At 69.2% G+C, this 19,895-nt stretch carries 13 protein-coding genes; 4 read left to right on the top strand and 9 right to left on the bottom strand.

Going from position 1 to position 19,895, the window contains the following annotated elements; all coding sequences use genetic code 11:
• Positions 1–11 precede the first annotated feature (11 nt).
• The 5 genes from prmB to dapC form a co-directional block, all read right to left on the bottom strand.
• A complete protein-coding gene (prmB, locus tag ACZ5PP_RS03220) occupies positions 12–965 on the bottom strand; it encodes a 50S ribosomal protein L3 N(5)-glutamine methyltransferase (protein ID WP_004315104.1) in 954 nt (317 codons plus the stop codon).
• 59 nt (positions 966–1,024) lie between these two features.
• Positions 1,025–2,182, bottom strand: a complete 1,158-nt coding sequence (dapE, locus tag ACZ5PP_RS03215) for a succinyl-diaminopimelate desuccinylase (RefSeq protein ID WP_012585418.1) — start codon at positions 2,180–2,182, stop codon at positions 1,025–1,027.
• Between the two features lie 24 nt (positions 2,183–2,206).
• Positions 2,207–3,379 (bottom strand): PilT/PilU family type 4a pilus ATPase, encoded by a 1,173-nt coding sequence (locus ACZ5PP_RS03210; protein WP_004315100.1) that lies wholly within the window; start codon positions 3,377–3,379, stop codon positions 2,207–2,209.
• Positions 3,380–3,452: 73 nt separating this feature from the next.
• The gene (dapD, locus tag ACZ5PP_RS03205) at positions 3,453–4,274 is read right to left on the bottom strand and encodes a 2,3,4,5-tetrahydropyridine-2,6-dicarboxylate N-succinyltransferase (RefSeq protein WP_004315099.1); all 822 of its coding nucleotides are present in this window, start codon (positions 4,272–4,274) and stop codon (positions 3,453–3,455) included.
• Between the two features lie 14 nt (positions 4,275–4,288).
• Positions 4,289–5,482: a succinyldiaminopimelate transaminase gene (dapC, locus tag ACZ5PP_RS03200; RefSeq protein WP_004315097.1), complete on the bottom strand. Its 1,194-nt coding sequence runs from the start codon at positions 5,480–5,482 to the stop codon at positions 4,289–4,291.
• Between the two features lie 266 nt (positions 5,483–5,748).
• Here dapC and ACZ5PP_RS03195 point away from each other — a divergent pair, with 266 nt between their 5' ends.
• From ACZ5PP_RS03195 to galU, 4 genes are all read left to right on the top strand, one after another.
• A complete protein-coding gene (locus ACZ5PP_RS03195; protein WP_464826746.1) occupies positions 5,749–9,375 on the top strand; it encodes a chromosome segregation protein SMC in 3,627 nt (1,208 codons plus the stop codon).
• Positions 9,376–9,412: 37 nt separating this feature from the next.
• Positions 9,413–10,495, top strand: a complete 1,083-nt coding sequence (locus tag ACZ5PP_RS03190) for a cell division protein ZipA (RefSeq protein WP_004301383.1) — start codon at positions 9,413–9,415, stop codon at positions 10,493–10,495.
• Positions 10,495–12,576, top strand: coding sequence for an NAD-dependent DNA ligase LigA (gene ligA / locus ACZ5PP_RS03185; RefSeq protein WP_012585415.1), 2,082 nt, complete (start codon positions 10,495–10,497; stop codon positions 12,574–12,576). The genes ACZ5PP_RS03190 and ligA overlap by 1 nt, the downstream gene beginning before the upstream one ends.
• A 79-nt stretch (positions 12,577–12,655) precedes the next feature.
• Complete coding sequence (gene galU / locus ACZ5PP_RS03180; RefSeq protein ID WP_004301387.1) at positions 12,656–13,561, top strand: UTP--glucose-1-phosphate uridylyltransferase GalU; 906 nt, start codon at positions 12,656–12,658, stop codon at positions 13,559–13,561.
• Between the two features lie 56 nt (positions 13,562–13,617).
• Here the strand turns inward: galU and ACZ5PP_RS03175 are convergent, their stop codons facing one another.
• The 4 genes from ACZ5PP_RS03175 to ACZ5PP_RS03160 all read right to left on the bottom strand — a co-directional run bounded on the left by ACZ5PP_RS03175 (position 13,618) and on the right by ACZ5PP_RS03160 (position 19,878).
• Positions 13,618–15,129, bottom strand: coding sequence for a c-type cytochrome (locus ACZ5PP_RS03175; protein WP_273422614.1), 1,512 nt, complete (start codon positions 15,127–15,129; stop codon positions 13,618–13,620).
• A 16-nt stretch (positions 15,130–15,145) separates the two neighbouring features.
• On the bottom strand, positions 15,146–16,693 hold the full coding sequence (locus ACZ5PP_RS03170) for a c-type cytochrome (RefSeq protein WP_273422617.1): 1,548 nt from the start codon (positions 16,691–16,693) through the stop codon (positions 15,146–15,148).
• Positions 16,694–16,741: 48 nt separating this feature from the next.
• Positions 16,742–18,883: a hypothetical protein gene (locus tag ACZ5PP_RS03165; protein WP_273422620.1), complete on the bottom strand. Its 2,142-nt coding sequence runs from the start codon at positions 18,881–18,883 to the stop codon at positions 16,742–16,744.
• A gap of 71 nt (positions 18,884–18,954) precedes the next feature.
• On the bottom strand, positions 18,955–19,878 hold the full coding sequence (locus ACZ5PP_RS03160; RefSeq protein ID WP_012585412.1) for a hypothetical protein: 924 nt from the start codon (positions 19,876–19,878) through the stop codon (positions 18,955–18,957).
• Positions 19,879–19,895 lie beyond the last annotated feature (17 nt).

Raw genomic sequence — 19,895 nt, 5'->3', positions numbered from 1 at the left:
AGGCGGCGGGATTACAGGTCCTTGCGCCGCAGGACGAACACCATGTCGTCGCCGCCGCGGGTAGGCAGCCACTCGAAGGGCAGGTCGGGGAAGGCGGCTTCGACGATGGCGCGATTATGCCCGACCTCGACCGCCAGGATGCCTTCGGGATTGAGGTGTTCGGCAGCCTCGGCGAGCAGGCGGCGCACCACGTCCAGCCCGTCCTCACCCGAGGCGAGCGCCATCTGCGGCTCGTGCAGGTACTCCGGCGGCAGGGCTTCCATGGCCTCTGCGGTCACGTAGGGCGGGTTGCTCAGGATGAGGTCGAAGCGGCGGCCTTCCAGCCCCTCGAAGACATCGCCGTGCACCAGCTCGATGCGATCCTCCAGGCCGTAGTCGGCAACGTTGATGCGCGCCACATCGAGCGCGTCCTCCGACAGGTCGACCGCGCTCACGTGCGCGTTCGGGAAAGCGTGCGCCATCAGGATCGCCAGGCAGCCCGAACCGGTGCACATGTCGAGCACGCTGCCTACCGCCTCCGGATCCTCCACCCAGGGCGCGAAGCCGTCCTCGAGCAACTCGGCGAAGAAGGAGCGCGGCACGATCACGCGCGGATCGACGGTGAAGCGGAAGTCGCCCAGCCAGGCCTCGCCGAGGATGTAGGCGGTGGGGACGCGCTCGTCGACGCGCTGCTCGATGGCTTCGAGCAGGCCGATGCGCTCCTCGGACGGGATGCAGGCGTCCATGAACGGCTCCAGGCGGTCGAGCGGCAGGGCGAGGCTGCCGAGGATCAGCCACACCGCCTCGTCGAAGCTGTCCTGCACGCCATGGCCGCAGAAGACGCCGGCGCGATTGAAGCGGGTGACGGCGTAGCGTAGCCAGTCGCGCACGGTCACGAGCTCGGCGAGCGGGCCGTGTTCATGCTCGTGGTCGTCGTGCTGTTCAAGGGCGAGGTTGTCGTCGTCGGCGTGTTGTTGGTTGGCCATGGCAAGTCTGTTCGGTAGATTGGGGGCGGAGGGGGCCGTCATCGCGACTTGCGTCGCTCCTACAGGCGGCCGGGGACGAGCAGGGCGGTCAAGGTGCGCTCATAAACCACGGACAAGGGTTCGATCGCATCGGCTGCGATGTGCTCGTCGATCTTGTGGATCGAAGCATTGACCGGGCCGAACTCGACTACCTCGGCGCAGATCTCGGCGATGAAGCGGCCGTCGGAGGTGCCGCCGGTCGTCGACAGTTCTGTCTCGACTCCCAGCGTCTCCCGGATCGCGGCCGACAGCGCGCCGACCAGCCTGCCGCGCCCGGTGATGAAGGGCTTGCCGGACAGGTGCCAGTCGATCTCGTAGTCCAGCCCGTGGCGGTCGAGCACCTCGCAAGTGCGGCTTTTCAGCTCGTCCGCGCTCGACACCGAGCCGAAGCGGAAATTGAACATCACCTCGCACACACCGGGGATCACGTTGTTGGCGCCGGTGCCGGCGTGGATGTTCGACACCTGCCAGGTCGTGGGCGGGAAGAACTCGTTGCCCTGGTCCCAGTCGCTCGCCGCGAGCTCGGCGAGCGCCGGCGCGAAAAGGTGGATCGGGTTGCGGGCGAGCTGCGGGTAGGCGACGTGGCCCTGCTGGCCCTTGACCCGCAGCGTACCCGACAGCGAGCCGCGGCGGCCGTTCTTGATCATGTCGCCGAGCGTCTGCACCGAGGTCGGCTCGCCCACCACGCAGTAGTCGAGGCGCTCGCCGCGCGCGGCCAAGGCCTCGACCACCTTGACCGTGCCATGGGTGGCGATGCCTTCCTCGTCCGACGTCAGCAGCAGCGCGATGCTGCCAGCGTGGTCGGGATGGGCGGCGACGAAGCGTTCGATGGCGGTGACGAAGGCGGCAAGCGAGGACTTCATGTCGGCCGCACCGCGACCGTACAGCACGCCGTCGCGGATCGTAGGTGCGAAGGGCGGCGAGGACCACGCGCTGTCCGGCCCGGGCGGCACGACGTCGGTGTGGCCGGCGAAGCACAGCACGGGCGCCGCAATGCCGCGCCGCGCCCACAGGTTGCAGACGCCGCCGCTGTCGATGCGTTCGAGGCGGAAGCCGAGCGGGGCAAGGCGGGAGGCGACGAGTTCGAGGCAGCCGGCGTCCTCCGGCGTGACGGAGGGGCGGGCGATGAGCTCGCAGGCGAGCGCGAGGGTGGAGGAGCTGGAGGGGCTGGTCTGCATGGGGGAGGGCGGCCGCGCGGGCGCCTAGTTGTTGTTGAGGTCCAGGGTGAACTCCTGGAAGGAGGCACCTTCCGTGTTGGTCGCCTCGAAGCCGGAGATGGCACTGTTGCCGTTGACGGTCAGCATCGGATCGCTCTGCATCTGCGCGTTGTTGATCAGCCAGTGCAGGTTGCTCGGCGAGTCGGCATTGGCGAGCGCCTCCTCGAGGGTGATGATGTTGTCGTGGTGGAGACGGTAGAGCGCCTGCTCGAAGGTCTGCGAGCCCTGGGCGAGCGATTGCTCCATGGCCTCCTTGATCGCATTGAGCTCGCCGCGCTCGACCAGCTCGGCGATGTGCCGCGTGTTCATGAGGATCTCGACGGCCGGGATGCGCTTGCCGTCGGGCTTGCGCACCAGGCGCTGGGAGATCACGCAGCGCAGCGCCACCGCGAGGTCGAGGTAGAGCAGCTGGCGGTTCTCCAGCGGGAAGAAGTTGACGATGCGATTGAGCGCGTGATAAGCGTTGTTGGCATGCAACGTCGCCAGGCAGAGGTGGCCGGTCTGCGAGTACGAGATGGCGGCTTGCATGGTCTCGCGGTCGCGGATCTCGCCGATCAGGATGCAGTCGGGCGCCTGGCGCATCGCGTTGCGCAGCGCCTCACCCCAGCTCAGGGTGTCGATGCCCACCTCGCGCTGGTTGACCACCGATTTGCGGTGCTTGAAGAGGTATTCGATCGGATCCTCGATGGTGAGGATATGGCCGCTGCGGTTGCGGTTGCGGTGGTCGATCATGGCCGCGAGCGTGGTGGACTTGCCCGAGCCGGTCGCGCCCACCACGAGCACCAGGCCGCGCTTCTCCAGCACGATGTCGTCCAGCACCGGCGGCAGGCCGAGCGCGCCGATGCTCGGAATGTCGCTCTGGATGTAGCGCACCACCACGGCCATCGAGTTGCGCTGCCAGAACACGTTGACGCGGAAGTTGCCGAGATCGCGCCGACCGAAGGACAGGTTGAGCTCGCGCTCGCGTTCGAGCACCGCCTGCTGGGCCGGGGTGATCGCCTCATGCAGCATGCGCTGGATCATCAGCGGGTCCATGACCTGCTGGTTGATCGGCATGGTGTGGCCCTGGATCTTGATGTGGATCGGGGTGCCGGCGGTGATGAAGATGTCCGAAGCTTTTTTTTCGGCCATCAACTGGAAGAGATTGTCGAAGATCACGCCTTCGGACTCCTGTCGTCACCCAAGGATTTGCCCGGGAACCGCGCGCAGGCCGGTCCCCGGAGTGCGCCGCTCAGGCGCCGCGCAGCAGCTCGTTGATGCCGGTCTTGGCGCGGGTCTGCGCGTCCACCTTCTTGACGATCACCGCGCAGTACAGGCTGTACTTGCCGCAGGCCGAAGGCAGGCTGCCGGGCACCACGACGGCGCCCGCCGGCACGCGGCCGTAGGTGATCTCGCCGGTCTCGCGGTCGTAGATCTTGGTGCTCATGCCGATGTACACGCCCATCGACAGCACCGCGTTCTCCTCGATGATCACGCCCTCCACGACCTCGGAGCGCGCGCCTACGAAGACGTTGTCCTCGATGATCACCGGTCCGGCCTGCACCGGCTCGAGCACGCCGCCGATGCCCACGCCGCCCGACAGGTGCACGTTCTTGCCGATCTGCGCGCACGAACCGACGGTGGCCCAGGTGTCGACCATCGTGCCTTCGTCCACAAAGGCGCCGATGTTCACGTAGGACGGCATCAGCACGACGTTCCGGCCGATGAAGCTGCCTTTGCGGGCGACCGCCGGCGGCACCACGCGGAAGCCACCCTCGCGGAACTGCTCGGGAGTGTAGTCGCCGAACTTGGTCGCCACCTTGTCGAAGAAGTTGAGGCCGCCGGCCTGCACCAGCTCGTTGTCGCGCAGGCGGAAGGAGATCAGCACGGCCTTCTTGATCCACTGGTTGACCACCCACTGACCGTCCTTCTTCTCGGCCACGCGCAGCGTGCCGGCATCCAGGCCGGCGATGACCTCTTCGACCGCGTTGCGGATCTCTGCCGGGGCGGAAGTGGGCGACAGGCTGGCGCGGTTCTCGAAGGCGGTGTCGATGATCGATTGCAGAGCGTGCATTGGGGGGTTCTCTCTCAGAGGGTTTTGCAGAAATCGATGATGCGCCCGGCGGCCTCGACACATTCGTGGGTGTCGGCCACCAGCGCGATGCGCACGAAGCCGGCGCCCGGGTTGACGCCATTGGATTCGCGGGCCAGGTAGCTGCCCGGCAGGACCGTCACATTATATTCAGCCTGCAGACGGCGGGCGAACTCGGTGTCGGGCAGCGGCGTACGCACCCAGTAGTAGAAGCCGGCATCGGGCAGGCGCACTGGCAGCCAGGGCTGCAGCATGGGCGTGATGCGGGCGAACTTGTCGCGGTAGAGGCGGCGGTTTTCCTCGACGTGCTCTTCGTCGTTCCAGGCCACCACCGAGGCCGCCTGCACCGCGGGGTTGAGGGCGCAGCCGTGGTAGGTGCGATAGAGCAGGAAATCCCCGAGGATCTTCGCGTCGCCCGCGACGAAGCCCGAGCGCATGCCGGGCACGTTCGAGCGCTTGGACAGGCTGGAGAACATCACCACGTTGCGGAAGTCGGTGCGCCCGAGGCGCCAGGCCGCCTCCAGGCCCCCGATCGGCTTGTCGGCGTCGTCGAAATAGATCTCCGAATAGCACTCGTCGGCGGCGATGACGAAGCCGTAGCGGTCCGAGAGCTCGAACAGCGTCTTCCACTCGTCTAACGTCAACAGCCGGCCGGTGGGATTGCCAGGCGAGCACACGTAGACGAGTTGGATGTCGCGCCAGGTGGCCTCGTCGATGCTGCCGAAGTCCGAGCCGAAGTCGCTCTCGGGCAGGTTGTTGATGAAGATCGGCTCGGCGTTGGCGAGCAGGGCCGCGCCCTCGTAGATCTGGTAGAAGGGGTTCGGGCACAGCACCTTGGCGCCCGGCTTCGTTCCGTCGACCACGCACTGCGCGAAGGCGAAGAGCGCCTCGCGCGTGCCCGCGACCGGGATCACCTGGCTGGCCGGGTCGATCTTCGGCAGCCCGTAGCGGCGCTCGAGCCAGTGCGCGATCGCGCCGCGCAGCGCGTCGCTGCCGAGCGTGGCGGGATAGCTCGACAGGCCGCCGAGGTTGTCGGCCAGGGTCTGGCGGATGAAACCGGGGGTGGGGTGCTGCGGCTCGCCGATCGACAGCCGGATCGGCTTGAGGTGCGCAGGCGGCTCGACACCGGCGAAGAGGGCGCGCAGCTTTTCGAAGGGATAGCTCTGCAGGCGGGCGAGGTTAGGATTCACGGGTACGCGGGCTCCTTGGCCGGCAATGGACGCGGGCGCCGAGTATACCTGCGTATGGCGGCGGCGCCCGTCGGAAGGCGACGGCGCGAATCCGGGCGCAGGACCGCGCTGCGCGGCGACGATGCCTGAATCCGCTGCGTAACGTTTCGATGCGAGGCTGATGCACGGGATGACTTCGGCAGGGTGGTATGATGCCGGCCGCAAAAGCGGAGTGCGGCGGGGTGGATCGCCGGCCTGCACGTCCCGCTGTCTTCCCACTGCCCGCTGTGCGTCTCTCCAAGCTCAAACTCGCCGGTTTCAAGACCTTCGTCGATCCCACCACGGTGCTCACCCCCGGCAACCTCGTCGGAGTGGTCGGGCCCAATGGCTGCGGCAAGTCGAACATCATCGACGCCGTGCGCTGGGTGCTGGGCGAGACGCGCGCGTCCGCGTTGCGCGGGGAGTCGATGCAGGACGTGATCTTCAACGGCTCGACCACGCGCAAGCCGGTGTCGCGCGCGAGTGTCGAGCTGGTCTTCGACAACGCCGAGGGCAGGGCCGCCGGGCAGTGGTCGCGCTATGCCGAGATCTCGGTGAAGCGTGTGCTCGACCGCTCGGGCGAGTCGACCTATTACATCAACAACGTCCATGTCCGCCGCAAGGACGTGATCGACCTCTTCCTGGGCACCGGTCTGGGTCCGCGCGCTTACGCGATCATCGAGCAGGGCATGATCTCGCGCATCATCGAGGCGCGTCCGGAAGAGATCCGTGGCTTCCTGGAGGAGGCCGCGGGCGTCACCAAGTACCGCGAGCGGCGCAAGGAGACCGAGGGTCGGCTGCGCGACGCGCGCGACAACCTCGCCCGCCTCGACGACATCCGCATGGAGCTCGGCGAGCGCATCGTGCACCTCGAGGCGCAGGCCGCGGTGGCGGCGCGCTACCGCGAGCTCGACGCGGCGCACGTCGAGAAGCAGCAGCTCTTGTGGCTGGTCAAGCGCAACGAGGCGCGCGCCGAGCAGGCGCGCGTGGCGGCCTCCCTGAACGAGGCGAGCAGCCGCATCGAGGCCGACAGCGCCCGCCTGCAGGAGCTCGAGACCAGCGTGGAGTCGCGGCGCGACGCGCACTTCGAGGCCTCCGAAGCGGTGCACGTGGCGCAGAACGACCTGTTCGCGGCGAGCGCCGAGGTCGCACGCCTGGAGACCGAGCTGCAGCATCTCGGCGAGGCGCGCAGGCGGCTGGAGGCGCGCCTGGCGCAGCTCGAACTCGACCGCGGGCACTGGTCCTCGCGCCGCGAGACGCTCGCCGCCGACCGCGCGCGCTGGCAGGAACTCGCCGAGAACGCAGCGCTGCGCGCCGAGCACGCCGAGGCCCGCCACCTGGAGATCGCCGACCGCCTGCCTGAGCTGGACTCTTCGCGCCAGGGCGCCGACGCGACCATGGCGGCGGCGCGCCGCGAGCTCGCCCAGACCGAGCAGCAATTGCGCGTCGAGGAAACCAAGCGCGCGAGTGCCTTGCGTGCGCTCGAAGCCCTTCAACAGCGTCGCGGCCGCCTGGAGGGCGAGCGCGGCGGGATCGTCGGCCCGGACGAGCGTGTGCTCGCCGAGCGCGAGGCGCGGCTCGAAGCGCTGCAGGACGAGCTGGAGGGGCACCAGCAGGAACTCGCCGCGGCGCAGCCGCGCCTGCCCGACGCGCAGGCCGCGCTGAAGGCGGCGCTGGAGCACGAGCGTGCGGTGCAGCGCCGGCTCACCGAGCTGCGCGCGCGTCGCGACGCCCTGATGCAGCTGCAGGCGCGCGTGCAGTCGCAGGGCAAGCTCGGCGACTGGCTCGAGCGCCACGGCCTCGACCAGCTGCCGCCGCTGTGGAAGCAGCTGCAGGTGGCGGCGGGCTGGGACGAGGCGGTGCAGGCCGTGCTGCGCGAGCGCCTCGCCGCGCTCACCTCGCCCGATCCCGCGCTCGCGCTCGCGGCCGCACGCACCGTGCTCGACGAGACGCCCCCCGAATCGCTCGCCATCGCGCTTCCGGCAAGGTCCGGCGCACCCGCCGAGCGCGCGAATTCTGCACAAGGACCGCGTTCGCCGCAGGGCCGCGTGACCGTCGCCACGACGGCGACGGAATCGTCGACGGCAATCGCGACGGATGTCGCTCCTGCGGTGTCGGCGCTGGCGGGGCTGGTGGAGGTGCGGGATCCGGCCTTGCGCGCGCTGGTGGACGACTTTCTTTCCGGGGCGTGGGCGGTGGAGCGGCTGGAGGACTGGCTGCCACTGCGCGCGCAGCTGGGGCCGAGCACCTGCCTGGTCGGCCCGCGCGGCCAGGTGCTGACCCGCGACGCGCTGGTGCACCACGCCCCCGACGCACGCACCCACGGCGTGATCGAGCGCCAGCGCGAGATCGAGGGGCTCTCCGCCGAATTGCAGGCGCACGAGGACGAGGCCCACCTCGCGCATGACGCGCTCGTCGTTGCCGAGTCGGCTGCGAGCGCGCTGCAGGAACGCATCAACGGCCTGCGCCGCGAGTTGCAGACCATCCAGGCACAGGTGCATGCCGAGCAGGTCGAGGTGCTCAAGCTCGCGCAGGCACGCGCCCGCGCGCAGGAGCGTCGCGAGCAGCTCGCCCGCGACCTCGAAGATATCGTCCATCTCGAGAGCGCAGAGCGCGAGCACCTCACCCGCGCCGAGCTCGAACAGGCGCGCGCGGCCGAGCTCGCGGAGTTGCAGCGCGAACGCCTCGACGCCGCCACCGAGGTGCTGCGCGAGCGCGAACACGCCGTGCGGGAGGCCCGCGCGCTCGAACAATCGGCCGCGCGCGAGTTGCAGGAAGCGAGGTTTTCCGAGCGCGAGTGCGCGGGCAAGCTCGAGGACATCGCACGCAACCAGCAGCTCGCCGGCGAGCAGCTCGAACGCGTCGTCGCCGAGCTCGCCGCGCGTGCCGCCGAGCTCGACGCCACCGACGACCACCGCAGCGCCGAAGCACTGCAAGAGGCGCTCGCGCTGCGGGGGCGCCGCGAGGCCGCGCTCGCCGCCCGCCGCGATGCGCTCGCCGAGGCCGCTGCGGCGCTCAAGCAGGTCGAGGAGCTGCGCCTGCGCACCGAGCACGAGGCCGCGCCGGTCCGCGCCCGCGTGGCCGAGCTGCGCCTCGCGCTGCAGGCCGCCGAACTCGCGGTTGCCCAGTTCGAGGAGCGCCTCGTCGAGGCCCGCGCCGACGAGGCGGCGCTCGCGCCGCTGCTCGCCGCCGAGCCCAAGGAATCCACCCTGCAGCGCGAAGTCGCCCGCCTGGCGCGCGAAATCGCCGAGCTTGGCGCGGTCAACATGGCCGCGCTCGACGAGCTCACGACCGCCTCCGAGCGCAAGGGCTACCTCGACGCGCAGACCGAGGACCTGCTGCAGGCCATCGACACCCTGGAAGATGCCATCCGGCGCATCGATCGCGAGACGCGCGAGCAGCTTCAGGACACTTACAATACGGTCAATCGGCAGTTCGGCGCCCTGTTCCCGCAGTTGTTCGGCGGCGGACGGGCGGAACTGGTGCTGACCGGCGAGGAGATCCTCGACGCCGGCATCCAGATCGTCGCCCAGCCGCCGGGCAAGAAAAACGCGTCGATCCATCTGCTCTCGGGCGGGGAAAAGGCACTCACCGCGATCGCGCTGGTGTTCTCGATGTTCCAGCTCAATCCGGCCCCATTCTGCATGCTCGACGAGGTGGATGCGCCGCTGGACGACACGAACACCGAGCGCTATGCGAACATGGTCAAGCGCATGTCCGCACAGACGCAGTTCATCTTCATCAGCCACAGCAAGATCACGATGGAATTCGCGCAGCAGCTGGTGGGGGTGACGATGCAGGAGCAGGGCGTCTCGCGGGTGGTGGAAGTCGATATCGAAGAGGCGCTGCGCCTGGCCGACCCGGCCGCAGCGTGACGCAGGACAAGCTACACGGAGCAATTCTGGGATCCAAATGGACAGCGAACTTCAGATCGCGCTGATCGGCGCCGGCATCGCCGCGGTGGTGCTGGTGGTGGGCTACAACAAATGGCAGGAGCGCCGCCACCGACGCGAGGCCGAGCGGGCCTTCAAGTCCGAGCACCGTGACGTGCTGCTCGAACCGCGCGAGGAGCCCGCCGAGGGCGAGCGTCGCGAACCCGGCATCGGTGCCGCCGAAGACGAGCCGCGCCGCTTCAGCGAGGCGCCGATGAAGCGCAGCACGCCCGAGTTGCCACGCCTGCTCGATGCGCGCGCCGACTGCGTGATCCGCCTCGAGACCATCGAGGCGCTCGAGGTCGGCCGTGTGTGGGCGATCCAGGCCGAGCAACTCGCCGGGCTGGGCAAGCCGGTGTACTGGTTCGGCTTCAACGATGCGGAGAACGTCTGGCAGCCGCTCGGTCCCGACAGCAGCGGCGCCTGCCACTGGTTCTGCGCCGCGCTGCAGCTGGTCAACCGCCAGGGCTCGATCGGCGAGACCGACTTCATGCGCTTCTCGGGCGGCGTGCAACGCGTGGCCGATGCGCTGATGAGCCTGCCCCCGGCGCTGCCGCCGCGCGGCGAGACCCTGCGCAACGCCACAGAGCTCGACCGCTTCTGCGCCGATGTCGACGTGCAGATCGGCATCAACGTCGTCTCCCGCGAAGGCCAGTTCGAAGGCCGCGCGATCCACGCCGTGGCCGAGAAGCACGGCCTGCGCCTCGGGGCCGACGGCGCTTACCACATGGTCGATGGCGAGCACAGCGTGTTCACGGTGGCCAACCTCGAGTCCGGTCGCTTCTCGCCCGAGAGCCTCAAGGGCCTGGTGACGCGCGGGCTGACGCTGGTGATCGACGTGCCGCGAGTGAGCAACGGCGGTGCCGCCTTCGACCGCATGATGAAGATGGCGACCACGCTCGCCGGCGAACTCGGTGGCGACGTGGTCGACGACAACCGTGCGCCCTTCGGCGCCGAGGCGGCGACGATCATCCGCAACCAGATCGGCCAGTTCCAGAGCCGCATGGCCGACCACGACATCCCCGCCGGCAGCCCGCTCGCCCTGCGCCTGTTCTCCTTGTGATGGACCTGTTCGCCGAAGACGGCCGCGGCGAGACCGCGGCCGACGCCGCCGCACGCGCAGCGGCCCTGCGCGCCGAGATCGCGCGTCACGACCATGCCTATTACGTGCTCGACGCGCCGACGATTCCCGACGCCGAGTACGATCGCCTGTTCCGCGAGCTGCAGGCCATCGAGCGGGCGTACCCGGCGCTGCGCAGTGCCGACTCGCCGACACAGCGGGTGGGCGGCAAGGCGCTCGCGCAGTTCGCCACGGTGCGCCACCGCGTGCCCATGCTGTCGATCTCCACCGAGACCGACACCGAGGCGAGCGGGGCATTCGCGTTCGATGCGCGCGTGCGCCGCGCGCTCGGCCTCGACGAGGACGATGCGGCGGTGGCCTACGCCGCCGAGCTCAAGTTCGACGGCCTCGCGATCAGCCTGCGCTACGAGGACGGCGTGCTCGTGCAGGCCGCTACCCGCGGCGACGGCGAGACCGGGGAGGACGTCACGAGCAACGTGCGCACGGTGAAGGCGATCCCGCTGCGCCTGCTCGGCGAGGCGCCGCCGGTGCTGGAGGTGCGCGGCGAGATCTACCTGCGCCGCGATGACTTCGAGCGCCTCAACGCGCGCCAGGCGGAGGCCGGCGAGAAGATCTTCGTCAATCCGCGCAACGCCGCCGCCGGCAGCATCCGCCAGCTCGACCCCGGCATCGCCGCGCGCCGGCCCTTGTCCTTCTACGCCTACGGGCTGGGCGAGGTCGCCGGTTGGACGCTGCCCGCGACCCAGACCGAGGTGCTGGACGCGCTCGCCGCCTTCGGCCTGCCGGTGTGCGGCCACCGCGCGCAGGTGCGCGGCGCAGAGGGGCTGGCGGCCTTCCACGCACGCATCGGCGCACTGCGCGACACGCTGCCCTTCGACATCGACGGCGTCGTCTACAAGGTCGACGCGCTCGCGCTGCAGCAGCAGCTCGGCTTCGTCACCCGCGAGCCGCGCTGGGCGGTGGCGCACAAGTACCCTGCTCAGGAGGCGGTGACGCTGCTGCGCGACATCGAGGTGCAGGTCGGCCGCACCGGCGCGCTGACCCCGGTGGCGCGCCTCGAGCCGGTCTTCGTCGGCGGCGTCACGGTCACCAACGCCACGCTGCACAACCAGGACGAGATCGACCGCAAGGACGTGCGCATCGGCGACTGGGTGATCGTGCGTCGTGCAGGCGACGTGATCCCCGAGGTGGTGGCGCCGATCCTGGAGCGCCGCGGCGGCGAACTGCCGCGCTTCGTGCTGCTCGACCGGTTCCCCACCTGTCCGGTGTGCGGTTCGCATGTGGTGCGCGGCGAAGACGAAGCGGTCGCGCGCTGCACCGGCGGGTTGTTCTGCCCGGCCCAGCGCAAGCAGGCGCTGCTTCACTTCGCCGGCCGGCGTGCGATGGACATCGAAGGATTGGGCGACAAGCTGGTCGATCAGCTTGTGGACGCGGCGATCGTGAAGACGCCGGTCGATCTCTACCGCCTCGGCGTGCTCGCGCTCGCCAACCTCGAGCGCATGGGCGAGAAGTCGGCGCAGAATCTGCTGATGGCGATCGAGAAGAGCCGTGGCACCACGCTGGCGCGCTTCATCTTCGCGCTCGGCATCCGCAACGTCGGCGAGGCCACCGCGCGCGACCTCGCACGCCACTTCGGCAAGCTCGACGCGCTGATCGCGGCCGACGTCGATGCCCTGCAGCAGGTGCCCGACGTGGGGCCCATCGTGGCGAAATGCATCGCCGAGTTCTTCGCCGAGCCGCACAATCGCGAGGTGATCGAGCAGTTGCGTGCCGCCGGCGTGCATTGGGCCGAGGGCGAGCCGCAGGGCTCGGTGGCCGGCGCACTCGCGGGCAAGACCTTCGTGCTCACCGGCACGCTGCCGACCCTGAGCCGCGACGAGGCCAAGGCGCGGATCGAGGCCCGCGGCGGCAAGGTCGCCGGCTCGGTGTCGAAGAAGACGCACTACGTGGTCGCCGGCGCCGAGGCGGGCTCCAAGCTCGACAAGGCGCAGGCGCTCGGGCTCGCCATCCTCGACGAGGACGGGCTGCGCGTGCTGCTGAACGAAACGGATACAAACGCTTGATGCAGGCCAGGTCTGCTTGGCGCATGATCGCGCCCGCTGCTGCGTCGCAACCCCCTCTATTCATGGGAGAGCAAGAAAAATGAAGAAAGTCACCAAGGCGATTTTTCCTGTGGCCGGCATGGGCACGCGCTTCCTGCCCGCCACCAAGGCGAGCCCGAAGGAGATGCTGCCGATCGTCGACAAGCCCTTGATCCAGTACGCCGTTGAAGAGGCGGTCGCCGCCGGCATCACCGACATGATCTTCATCACCGGTCGTACCAAGCGCTCGATCGAGGACCACTTCGACAAGGCCTACGAGCTCGAGACCGAGCTCGAGGCGCGCGGCAAGAAGCAGCTGCTCGAGATCGTGCGCCAGACGGTGCCGAAGGGCGTCAACTGTATCTACATCCGCCAGTCCGAGGCGCTCGGCCTCGGCCATGCCGTGCGTTGCGCCAGCCACGTGGTGAGCGACGAGGCCTTCGCGGTGATCCTCGCCGACGACCTGCTCGACAACAAGGATGGCACGCCGGTGTTGAAGCAGATGGTGGATGTGTACAACTATCACCGCTGCTCGGTGCTCGGCACGATGAATGTGCCGCGCGAGGAAACCCGCAGCTACGGCATCGTCAGCACCGAATCCGACAAGGGCCAGGTGCAGCGCATGACCGGCATCGTCGAGAAGCCCAAGCCCGAGGAAGCACCGACGACCCAGGCCGTGGTCGGTCGCTACATCCTGACCCCGCGCATCTTCGATCACATCCGTGCGTTGAAGCCCGGCGCCGGTGGCGAGTACCAGCTCACCGACGCGATCGCATCGCTGCTCAAGGAGGAGGCCGTGCTGGCCTTCCAGTTCGACGGCGTGCGCTACGACTGCGGTTCGAAGCTCGGCTACCTGAAGGCGACGATCGAGTTCGGGTTGCGCCATCCGGAAACTGGTGGCGACTTCGCGGCCTACCTGAGCGGGCGCTTCGGCGCCGAAGGCAAGGCGGCGAAGGCAGCCAAGTAAGTCCCGTCTCGCGCGTCGAGGCGGGTCGGAAACGGGCGGCCCGCGGGTCGCCCGTTTCACATCGTCTTGAGGTATTCGAGCAGGTCCGCCTTGTCCGCGGCGGGGAGAGTGGTTCCGAACGCGTGACCACGGTTGCTGCCACCACGGGCCCCGACGTCGTGCACGGTGCCGATGCGTTCGGCCTCGGGGCCGTGGGTGACGAAGCCGACCCGGTCCGGATCATAGACGTCGTAACCGCGCCAGAAGCGGGTCGGGCGCTGCGCGGGCGGTTCGAGCAGGTCGCGCAGCGAGGGCACCGAGCCGTTATGCAGGTATGGCGCGCGCAGCCAGATGCCGTCGAGGAAGGCGGCGACGTAGCCGGTCAGCGGGGCTTCGACCAGGCCCGGACGCTCGATGCCCATCCCGGCCACCACCTGATTCGCTTCGCGCGCCGCGCGTTCGTTCCATGTCGCGATGCGCTCCGCGCTGGTGCCGACCTCGGCAAGCGGGATCACCGTTCCGGTGCGCGCCGATGCGTGGCAGCCGGCGCAGGTCGTGTCGAACACCTGCTTGCCGCGCGCTACAGCGGCGGTATCGACTGCGAACGGATACGGCGGCGCACGTTTCGCCGAAACGTATTCGATGAGCCAGCGCACCTCGCCGAGAAACTCGGCGTTGTCCTTGGGTGGCGCGCCGAGCAGGCCGAGCGCGGAGTCGATCACCACCGAATACGCGTCGTGGCTGTCGCCGGCGAAGTTCATGCGCATACCCTGATCGGCGCGGTACTTGCCGAGGTTCCACAGCGAAGGCATGTCGGTCGGGCCGAAACTGTCGTCCATCGGCCAGCGGATCATGAAGTACTTGGTCAGGTTCATCGCATCGTCGCGGCCGCGGCCCCAGGGCGGGAAATCGTCGCGGTACAGCCAGGCGAACTGCTGTTCGCGCTCGAGCAGGCGCTTGCGCGTGATCGGGATGATCACGAAGCGATAGAGCAGGCGGTCGATGAAGGACAGGTCGGTGACCAGATTGATCTCGGCCATCAGGTTGTCGGCGTTGAAGCGTGGGTCTTTCGCGCAGTCGACCAGAAAGCGGAAGAAGGCCCACAGGTTCAGCGTGTGATTGGGGCCGGTCGGCACGAAAGTCGGCGCCGCATCGGCCTGGGTGCGGTAGCTCGTGGTGTGGCAGGACGCGCAGTTGTTGGCCACGCGCGGAAAGCCCACCACCTTCTTCGAGAAGCCGACCGGCAGCTCCTGGCCTTCTTCCCACACCACGCCGAAGGCGGCGTAGCCGCCCGGGCCCGGCAGCTTGTCGGGAAACATCCGCGGCAGCACGTAGAAGATCCAGTAGGGGATGCCGGCATCGCGTTCGGCACCGATCGAGCCGTACTTGAAGCGCATGTCGGGATCGCTGGTGATCCATTCCGGCTGCGCTTCCTCGCGAAAGAACTTGTACCAGGCGAAGGCGCCGCCGGCGGCGCCGAGCGCGAGCAGCACGAGCAGCGCAACGAGCAGGCTGCGGCCGGTGTTGCGGCGCCGGCCGAGGAGCCGGGTGGGGCGCGGCCCCGGATTCGTGCAGGGGGCGAATTTCATGGCGGCACTCCTCGCATCAGAAGGTCTTCAGGTACTCGACCAGCGCATCCTTGTCCGCGGCGGGCAGATCGGTGCCATAGGCCGGGCCTTCGTGACCGCTGTTGCCGTTGCCCGGCAGCGTGGTGTCGAACAGGAAGTGATCGGTTGCGGTCTGGGCCCTGCCCGTCGGCGCGGCGCATTGCGCAGGATCGGCAGCGCTGGCGAAGCCGACCCGCACCGCATCGATCAGCGTGCCGCCGCGCACAAAGCACGTCGGCCGAGCGAAGGCGGGCTCGAGCAGATCGCGCAGGGTGGGCACGGAGCCGTTGTGCAGGTAGGGCGCGCGCAGCCAGATGCCGTCGAGCGGCATGTTGGCGTAGCCCCAGGTCTTGCGGAAATGGCGGAAACGATGCGGATAGCCCGCATAGAGGGTCGCCTGATTGACCGCCAGATCCCGGGTGTAGGAATCGAGCCGGGCGGGGTCGGTGGCGATGTCCGCGATCGGGGTGACATGGCCGACCTTCGGCCCTGCGAAGTCGCTGCCGCTCGCGCCGTGGCAATCGGCGCAATAGCGCGCATACAGCGCCGCGCCGCGCGCGGCGAGTGTCTTATCCACCGGCAGCGGCCACGCCGGCGGGCCGAGGTCGAGCAGCCAGGCCTCGACCCGGGAGATTGCCGCCAGGTCGATGGTGGGGGGCGTGGTGCCGGTACCGAAGGCTGCACTCTTGTTGCGCTCCTCGGTGTGGGTGTTGTTCCCGTCCCAGTGCAGTTCCATGCGCTCGCCATCGTCACGTTGCATGCGCTTGCGCTGGTTCCAGATCGACGGAAAATCGGCGGCGCCGAGGCGCTCGCGGGCAGGAAGTCGTTGCACCGGAAAATTGAACAGGACCTTTGCGGCGTTGAAGGTGTCGACCCGACCCGGCCCCCAGGGCGCTTGCGCGGACACGAAGCCAAAGCGCGCGCGCAGCATCAGCAGGCGCTCGCGCATCAACGCGATCGCCACCGGATAGACGAGGTAGCGATCGACGAGCCCGAGTCCGCCGCTCAGGCGCTCGATCTCCGGCACGATGAACTCACGCGAGAAGGTCGGGCCAGCGGCGCATTCGAAGAAGAAGCGCTGGAAGGCGAGAATGTCGAAGCGATGGGCGGGCATGCCGACGACCAGGCGTGCGGGCGCAGCGGGCGTGTCGCGAACGAGGCCGGCGTGGCAAGCGGCGCAGTTGAGGAAGACGCGATCGATGCCGAGGTGGCGCCGCTTCGACACGCCCACCGGCAGGTCGCGGCCTTCCTCGAAAATCAGGCCGAGCGACGCGTAGCCGGGACCGGGCAGATGTTCTGCGCACACGGTCGGCAAGGCCTGCCAGATCCAGTACGGGAAGCCCGATGCGCGCTCGCCGCCGGTCGAGCCGTACTTGAAGTGCTCCACCGGGTCTGCATGGACGACCGGCTCGTCCGGCACGAACCGCACGAGGGCATAGCCGCCCGCGAGCAGGAGCAGCAGCCAGGGCAGCAGCACGAGGATGCGGAGCAGCGTGCGCGCGAGGCGCAGGCGATGCGTTGTGGGGACGGACTCGGGCGTGTTCACGGTGACCTCGGATCTGCAGGACGGTGCGGTGCGATGTCGGAGCGCCGATCACCCTGTCGGGACTCGGCAGGGCGCGAGGGTGGCGTACGGATGGGCAAGCACGTCGGCGCTGCGTACGCCACTTGCCTGCAGCACGTGCTCGAGCAGATCGCGCATCGCCGCCAGGTCGGGCGACTGCAGGAAGGCGCCGGCATGCGCGGCAGCGGGCGGCGGCATCGGGGTTTTCGAGCGGGCTGCGGGCGGCAGCCGGTTCATGTCCAGCCGATGGAGCATGCGTTGCGCACAGGTCGCGAGATTGGCGCGTACCTGTGCTTCGTCGCCGTGCAGGAAGCCGGGCGGGAAGGCGGTGTTCTCGGCATGACACTGGCTGCACTGGCGCAGGAAGGGCTGCAGGTCGGCGGGCCAGTGCGTCGTGCGGGACCGGGTGACATCGGCCATCAACGCGGCTGGAGGCGCTGCGGCGGCGGGCGGGGCAGGAACGTCCTCGCCGAGCCCGCGTAGCAGCGGCGCGAGCAGGGCCATCCGGCGTGCCGGGCCGCCCGTCAGCGCATCGTCCTGACCGGCGACATTTGCCTGCGCGAGGGCCTCGACGGCGTGCCCGAGCGGCTCGAGGTCATCGACGAGTTCGAGGGCTGCCACGATCGCCTCGGCCGCGCTCGGCGACCCCGGCAGGTGGGCGCTGCCGTCGTCGCCACCGAGCCGCAAGGTGGTGATGGCTTCCCCGGTGCTGGCGCGGATCGGACCACCCGCCCTGGCAGTGAGCGCGAAGCGGATCGGCCAGCCGGATGCCGGGTCGTGGTCCTTCGCGATGGCCAGCGTCACACCGGTGTGCGCGCTCGACCCGGACAACTCGAGACGGTCGAGGATGCCGTCGGCGCTGCGCCCGCCGTCGAGCCTGATGCGCGCCTGCAGCCGGACCTCGGATCCGCGCGCGCAGTCGAGGTCGAGCCGCGTTGCGTCGGTGGCCCGGCGCAGGGTGCAGCTCAGGTCGATCTCCCGCGCTGCAGGCTGTGGCATGCGCGCGAGGGCGCGCTCGATGCGCGCAAGGTCGGCGCGCGAGAACAGCGTCCCGAGCAGGTGGATGAAGCGCATCACGTCGCCCGGGTCGCGTCCGCGCCAGTGCTCGATCGGCGCCCGCAGCGCGAGCGGATCGAAGACCGCCGGAATGTCCGCATAGCGCACGAGCTCGGCATCGCTCGGGGGCGCAATCCCGCCCTCGATGCCGGCGAAGGGCTGGCGGTTGGGGATTTGCGGATCGGGAATGACGAGGCCGTCCGGCCAACGCGCCTGCCAGTTGGCGAGCAGCGGATCCACCAGGCGGTTCGTGGCATCCGCGCGCGCGACCGGCGCCCCGGTGCCGATCAGCCGCTGGCGCAGCGCGTGCAGCAGCGCCTGGGCACGGCAGTCGATGCCGGCCTGCGGGGTGGCGAGGGCGCAGCCGTCCCGCCACAGGCGCTGGGCCACGCCGAGGCGATTCGCGCGTGCGGTCGCGGCGTCGATCGCTTCAGGCACATCGACGCCGTGACGCCAGGGCAGACCCTGATAGTCGAGGCCGGTCGCAGCCAGGCGTGCGGCGACCGGCGGGCTGGCGCTGGTCTCGTCCCACGACGGGCGCGAGAAGATCGGCGCCTCGTTCTGGTGGCAAGCGAGGCAGAGCGTACGGTTCGCGGCGACCACCCGCGGCGTTGCCCCGGCGCGGTAGTCGAGCACGAGCTGGAACTCGAAGCGACCCGCATCCTCGTTGTAGCTGATCACCTCGAGCGCCTCGGCACGTTCGTGGTGCGCGACGTACAAGCGGTCCTTCAGGTAGAGGTGTCCCGCGGGTGCGTCGCTTGCCGGCTCACCGGTGACCGCGGCCACCACACGCGGAAAACGGAAGGCATCGACGTCTCCTGCGGCGTGGCGCTGCAGCGAGCGCCCGAGCGGGATCAGCACGATCGCCAGTCCGCCGTTCGGGTCCTCGCCATCGAGCTGCGCACGCACGCGTTGGAGCAGTGCGGGGAACGGGAAGGGCACCTGCTGCGCGCCGTTCGCCCCGCGCTCGAGCAGGCGATCGAACAGCGACCGCCCGTGCGGCGACGGTGCGCGGTCGACCTCGGCGGCATTGGCCGGAGCCATGAACACGCTGCCGAACAGCGCGCCCAGCAGCACCGGGAGCACATGGCGGGAGACAGGACGAGACAGTCTCATGCTCGTTCCCCTGCGCGATCTTGCGGGCCGCGGACGCAGCCGCCGCCCGCAAAACCACGCGCGGACCGTTCTCAGCCACCCCCTGCCGCGGCGGCGATCAAGCGCTGCTGGGTGCCGCTCCAGCAATCCTGATCGACCTGGCCGGTCTTCAGGAACGCTTCGCGACTCGCCGCGATCATCTGCGCGTTGTGGAGGACGAAGTTCACCACGAAGGCGCGGTCCATGTAGGCCCGACCAAGGTAGAAGCCCGGGTAGACCATGCGGATCTCGTCGCGGATCGCGAAGCCGTTGCGGCCCGCGAGCAGGTCGGGCATGCGCCGGTAGCCCGGCAGTTCATCGGTGAAGGCGTAGTCGATGATGATGGATTCGCGCCGGCCGTCGAGCAGGCTCTGGCCGCAGTAGAGCTTCGCCGGGAACAGCAGCCACTGGTCCTTGCCGCCGACATTGAGCTTCTGCAGCGGGGTGTCCGCGCTTTCCTCGACGAGGCCGAGCTTGCGCAAGGTGGTGAGATCCTCGATGCGGTTACGCAGCAGGCGCTCGTCGCGGTAGAACACCTTGCCCTTCCACAACATCTCGCCAACGAGGTCGAGCTTGCCGCCCGCCACATTGACCAGCAAGCCCTTCAGGCCGCCGCCGGCGATCTCGGACAGGCGCAGCTTGCCGCTGCCACCGCGCGGGAAGAACAGGTCGCCGTCGAACGCGCCGTCGGGGATCGGCCCGGCGCTCAGGCGCGCATAGATCTGGTCGACCTGCTCCTGGTCGAGCTGCGCGATGTTCTGCGGCGTGATCTTGTACAGGTCGGCCGTCGACAGCGGATGGCGATGTTCCAGCCAGGCGAAATCGGGCTTGCCGGCATAGCCTTCGGCATGCGGGGCGAAGGCGATCTCCGGCGCCCGCTCCCCGTCGTCGTCGAACAGGCCGCATCCCGTAACCGCCATGGCGGCCAGCATGCAGACGGCGAGCGCCCCAAACGGCCAGTGCGAGATCCTTGTCATGATGAAGTCCCCCATGC

Source organism: Thauera sp. DNT-1 (assembly GCF_055393985.1).
The sequence above is the reverse complement of the archived record's forward strand: the minus strand, read 5'-3'. Positions and strand labels throughout refer to the sequence as shown.

What these genes read in the sequence shown, in the direction of transcription:
- ACZ5PP_RS03190 (WP_004301383.1), top strand. Translation starts at nt 9,413, where the DNA reads ATGGACAGCGAACTTCAGATCGCGCTGATCGGCGCCGGCATCGCCGCG.
- galU (WP_004301387.1), top strand. Translation starts at nt 12,656, where the DNA reads ATGAAGAAAGTCACCAAGGCGATTTTTCCTGTGGCCGGCATGGGCACG.
- ACZ5PP_RS03175 (WP_273422614.1), bottom strand. Translation starts at nt 15,129, where the DNA reads ATGAAATTCGCCCCCTGCACGAATCCGGGGCCGCGCCCCACCCGGCTC.
- prmB (WP_004315104.1), bottom strand. Translation starts at nt 965, where the DNA reads ATGGCCAACCAACAACACGCCGACGACGACAACCTCGCCCTTGAACAG.
- ACZ5PP_RS03160 (WP_012585412.1), bottom strand. Translation starts at nt 19,878, where the DNA reads ATGACAAGGATCTCGCACTGGCCGTTTGGGGCGCTCGCCGTCTGCATG.
- ligA (WP_012585415.1), top strand. Translation starts at nt 10,495, where the DNA reads ATGGACCTGTTCGCCGAAGACGGCCGCGGCGAGACCGCGGCCGACGCC.
- dapD (WP_004315099.1), bottom strand. Translation starts at nt 4,274, where the DNA reads ATGCACGCTCTGCAATCGATCATCGACACCGCCTTCGAGAACCGCGCC.
- dapE (WP_012585418.1), bottom strand. Translation starts at nt 2,182, where the DNA reads ATGCAGACCAGCCCCTCCAGCTCCTCCACCCTCGCGCTCGCCTGCGAG.
- ACZ5PP_RS03165 (WP_273422620.1), bottom strand. Translation starts at nt 18,883, where the DNA reads ATGAGACTGTCTCGTCCTGTCTCCCGCCATGTGCTCCCGGTGCTGCTG.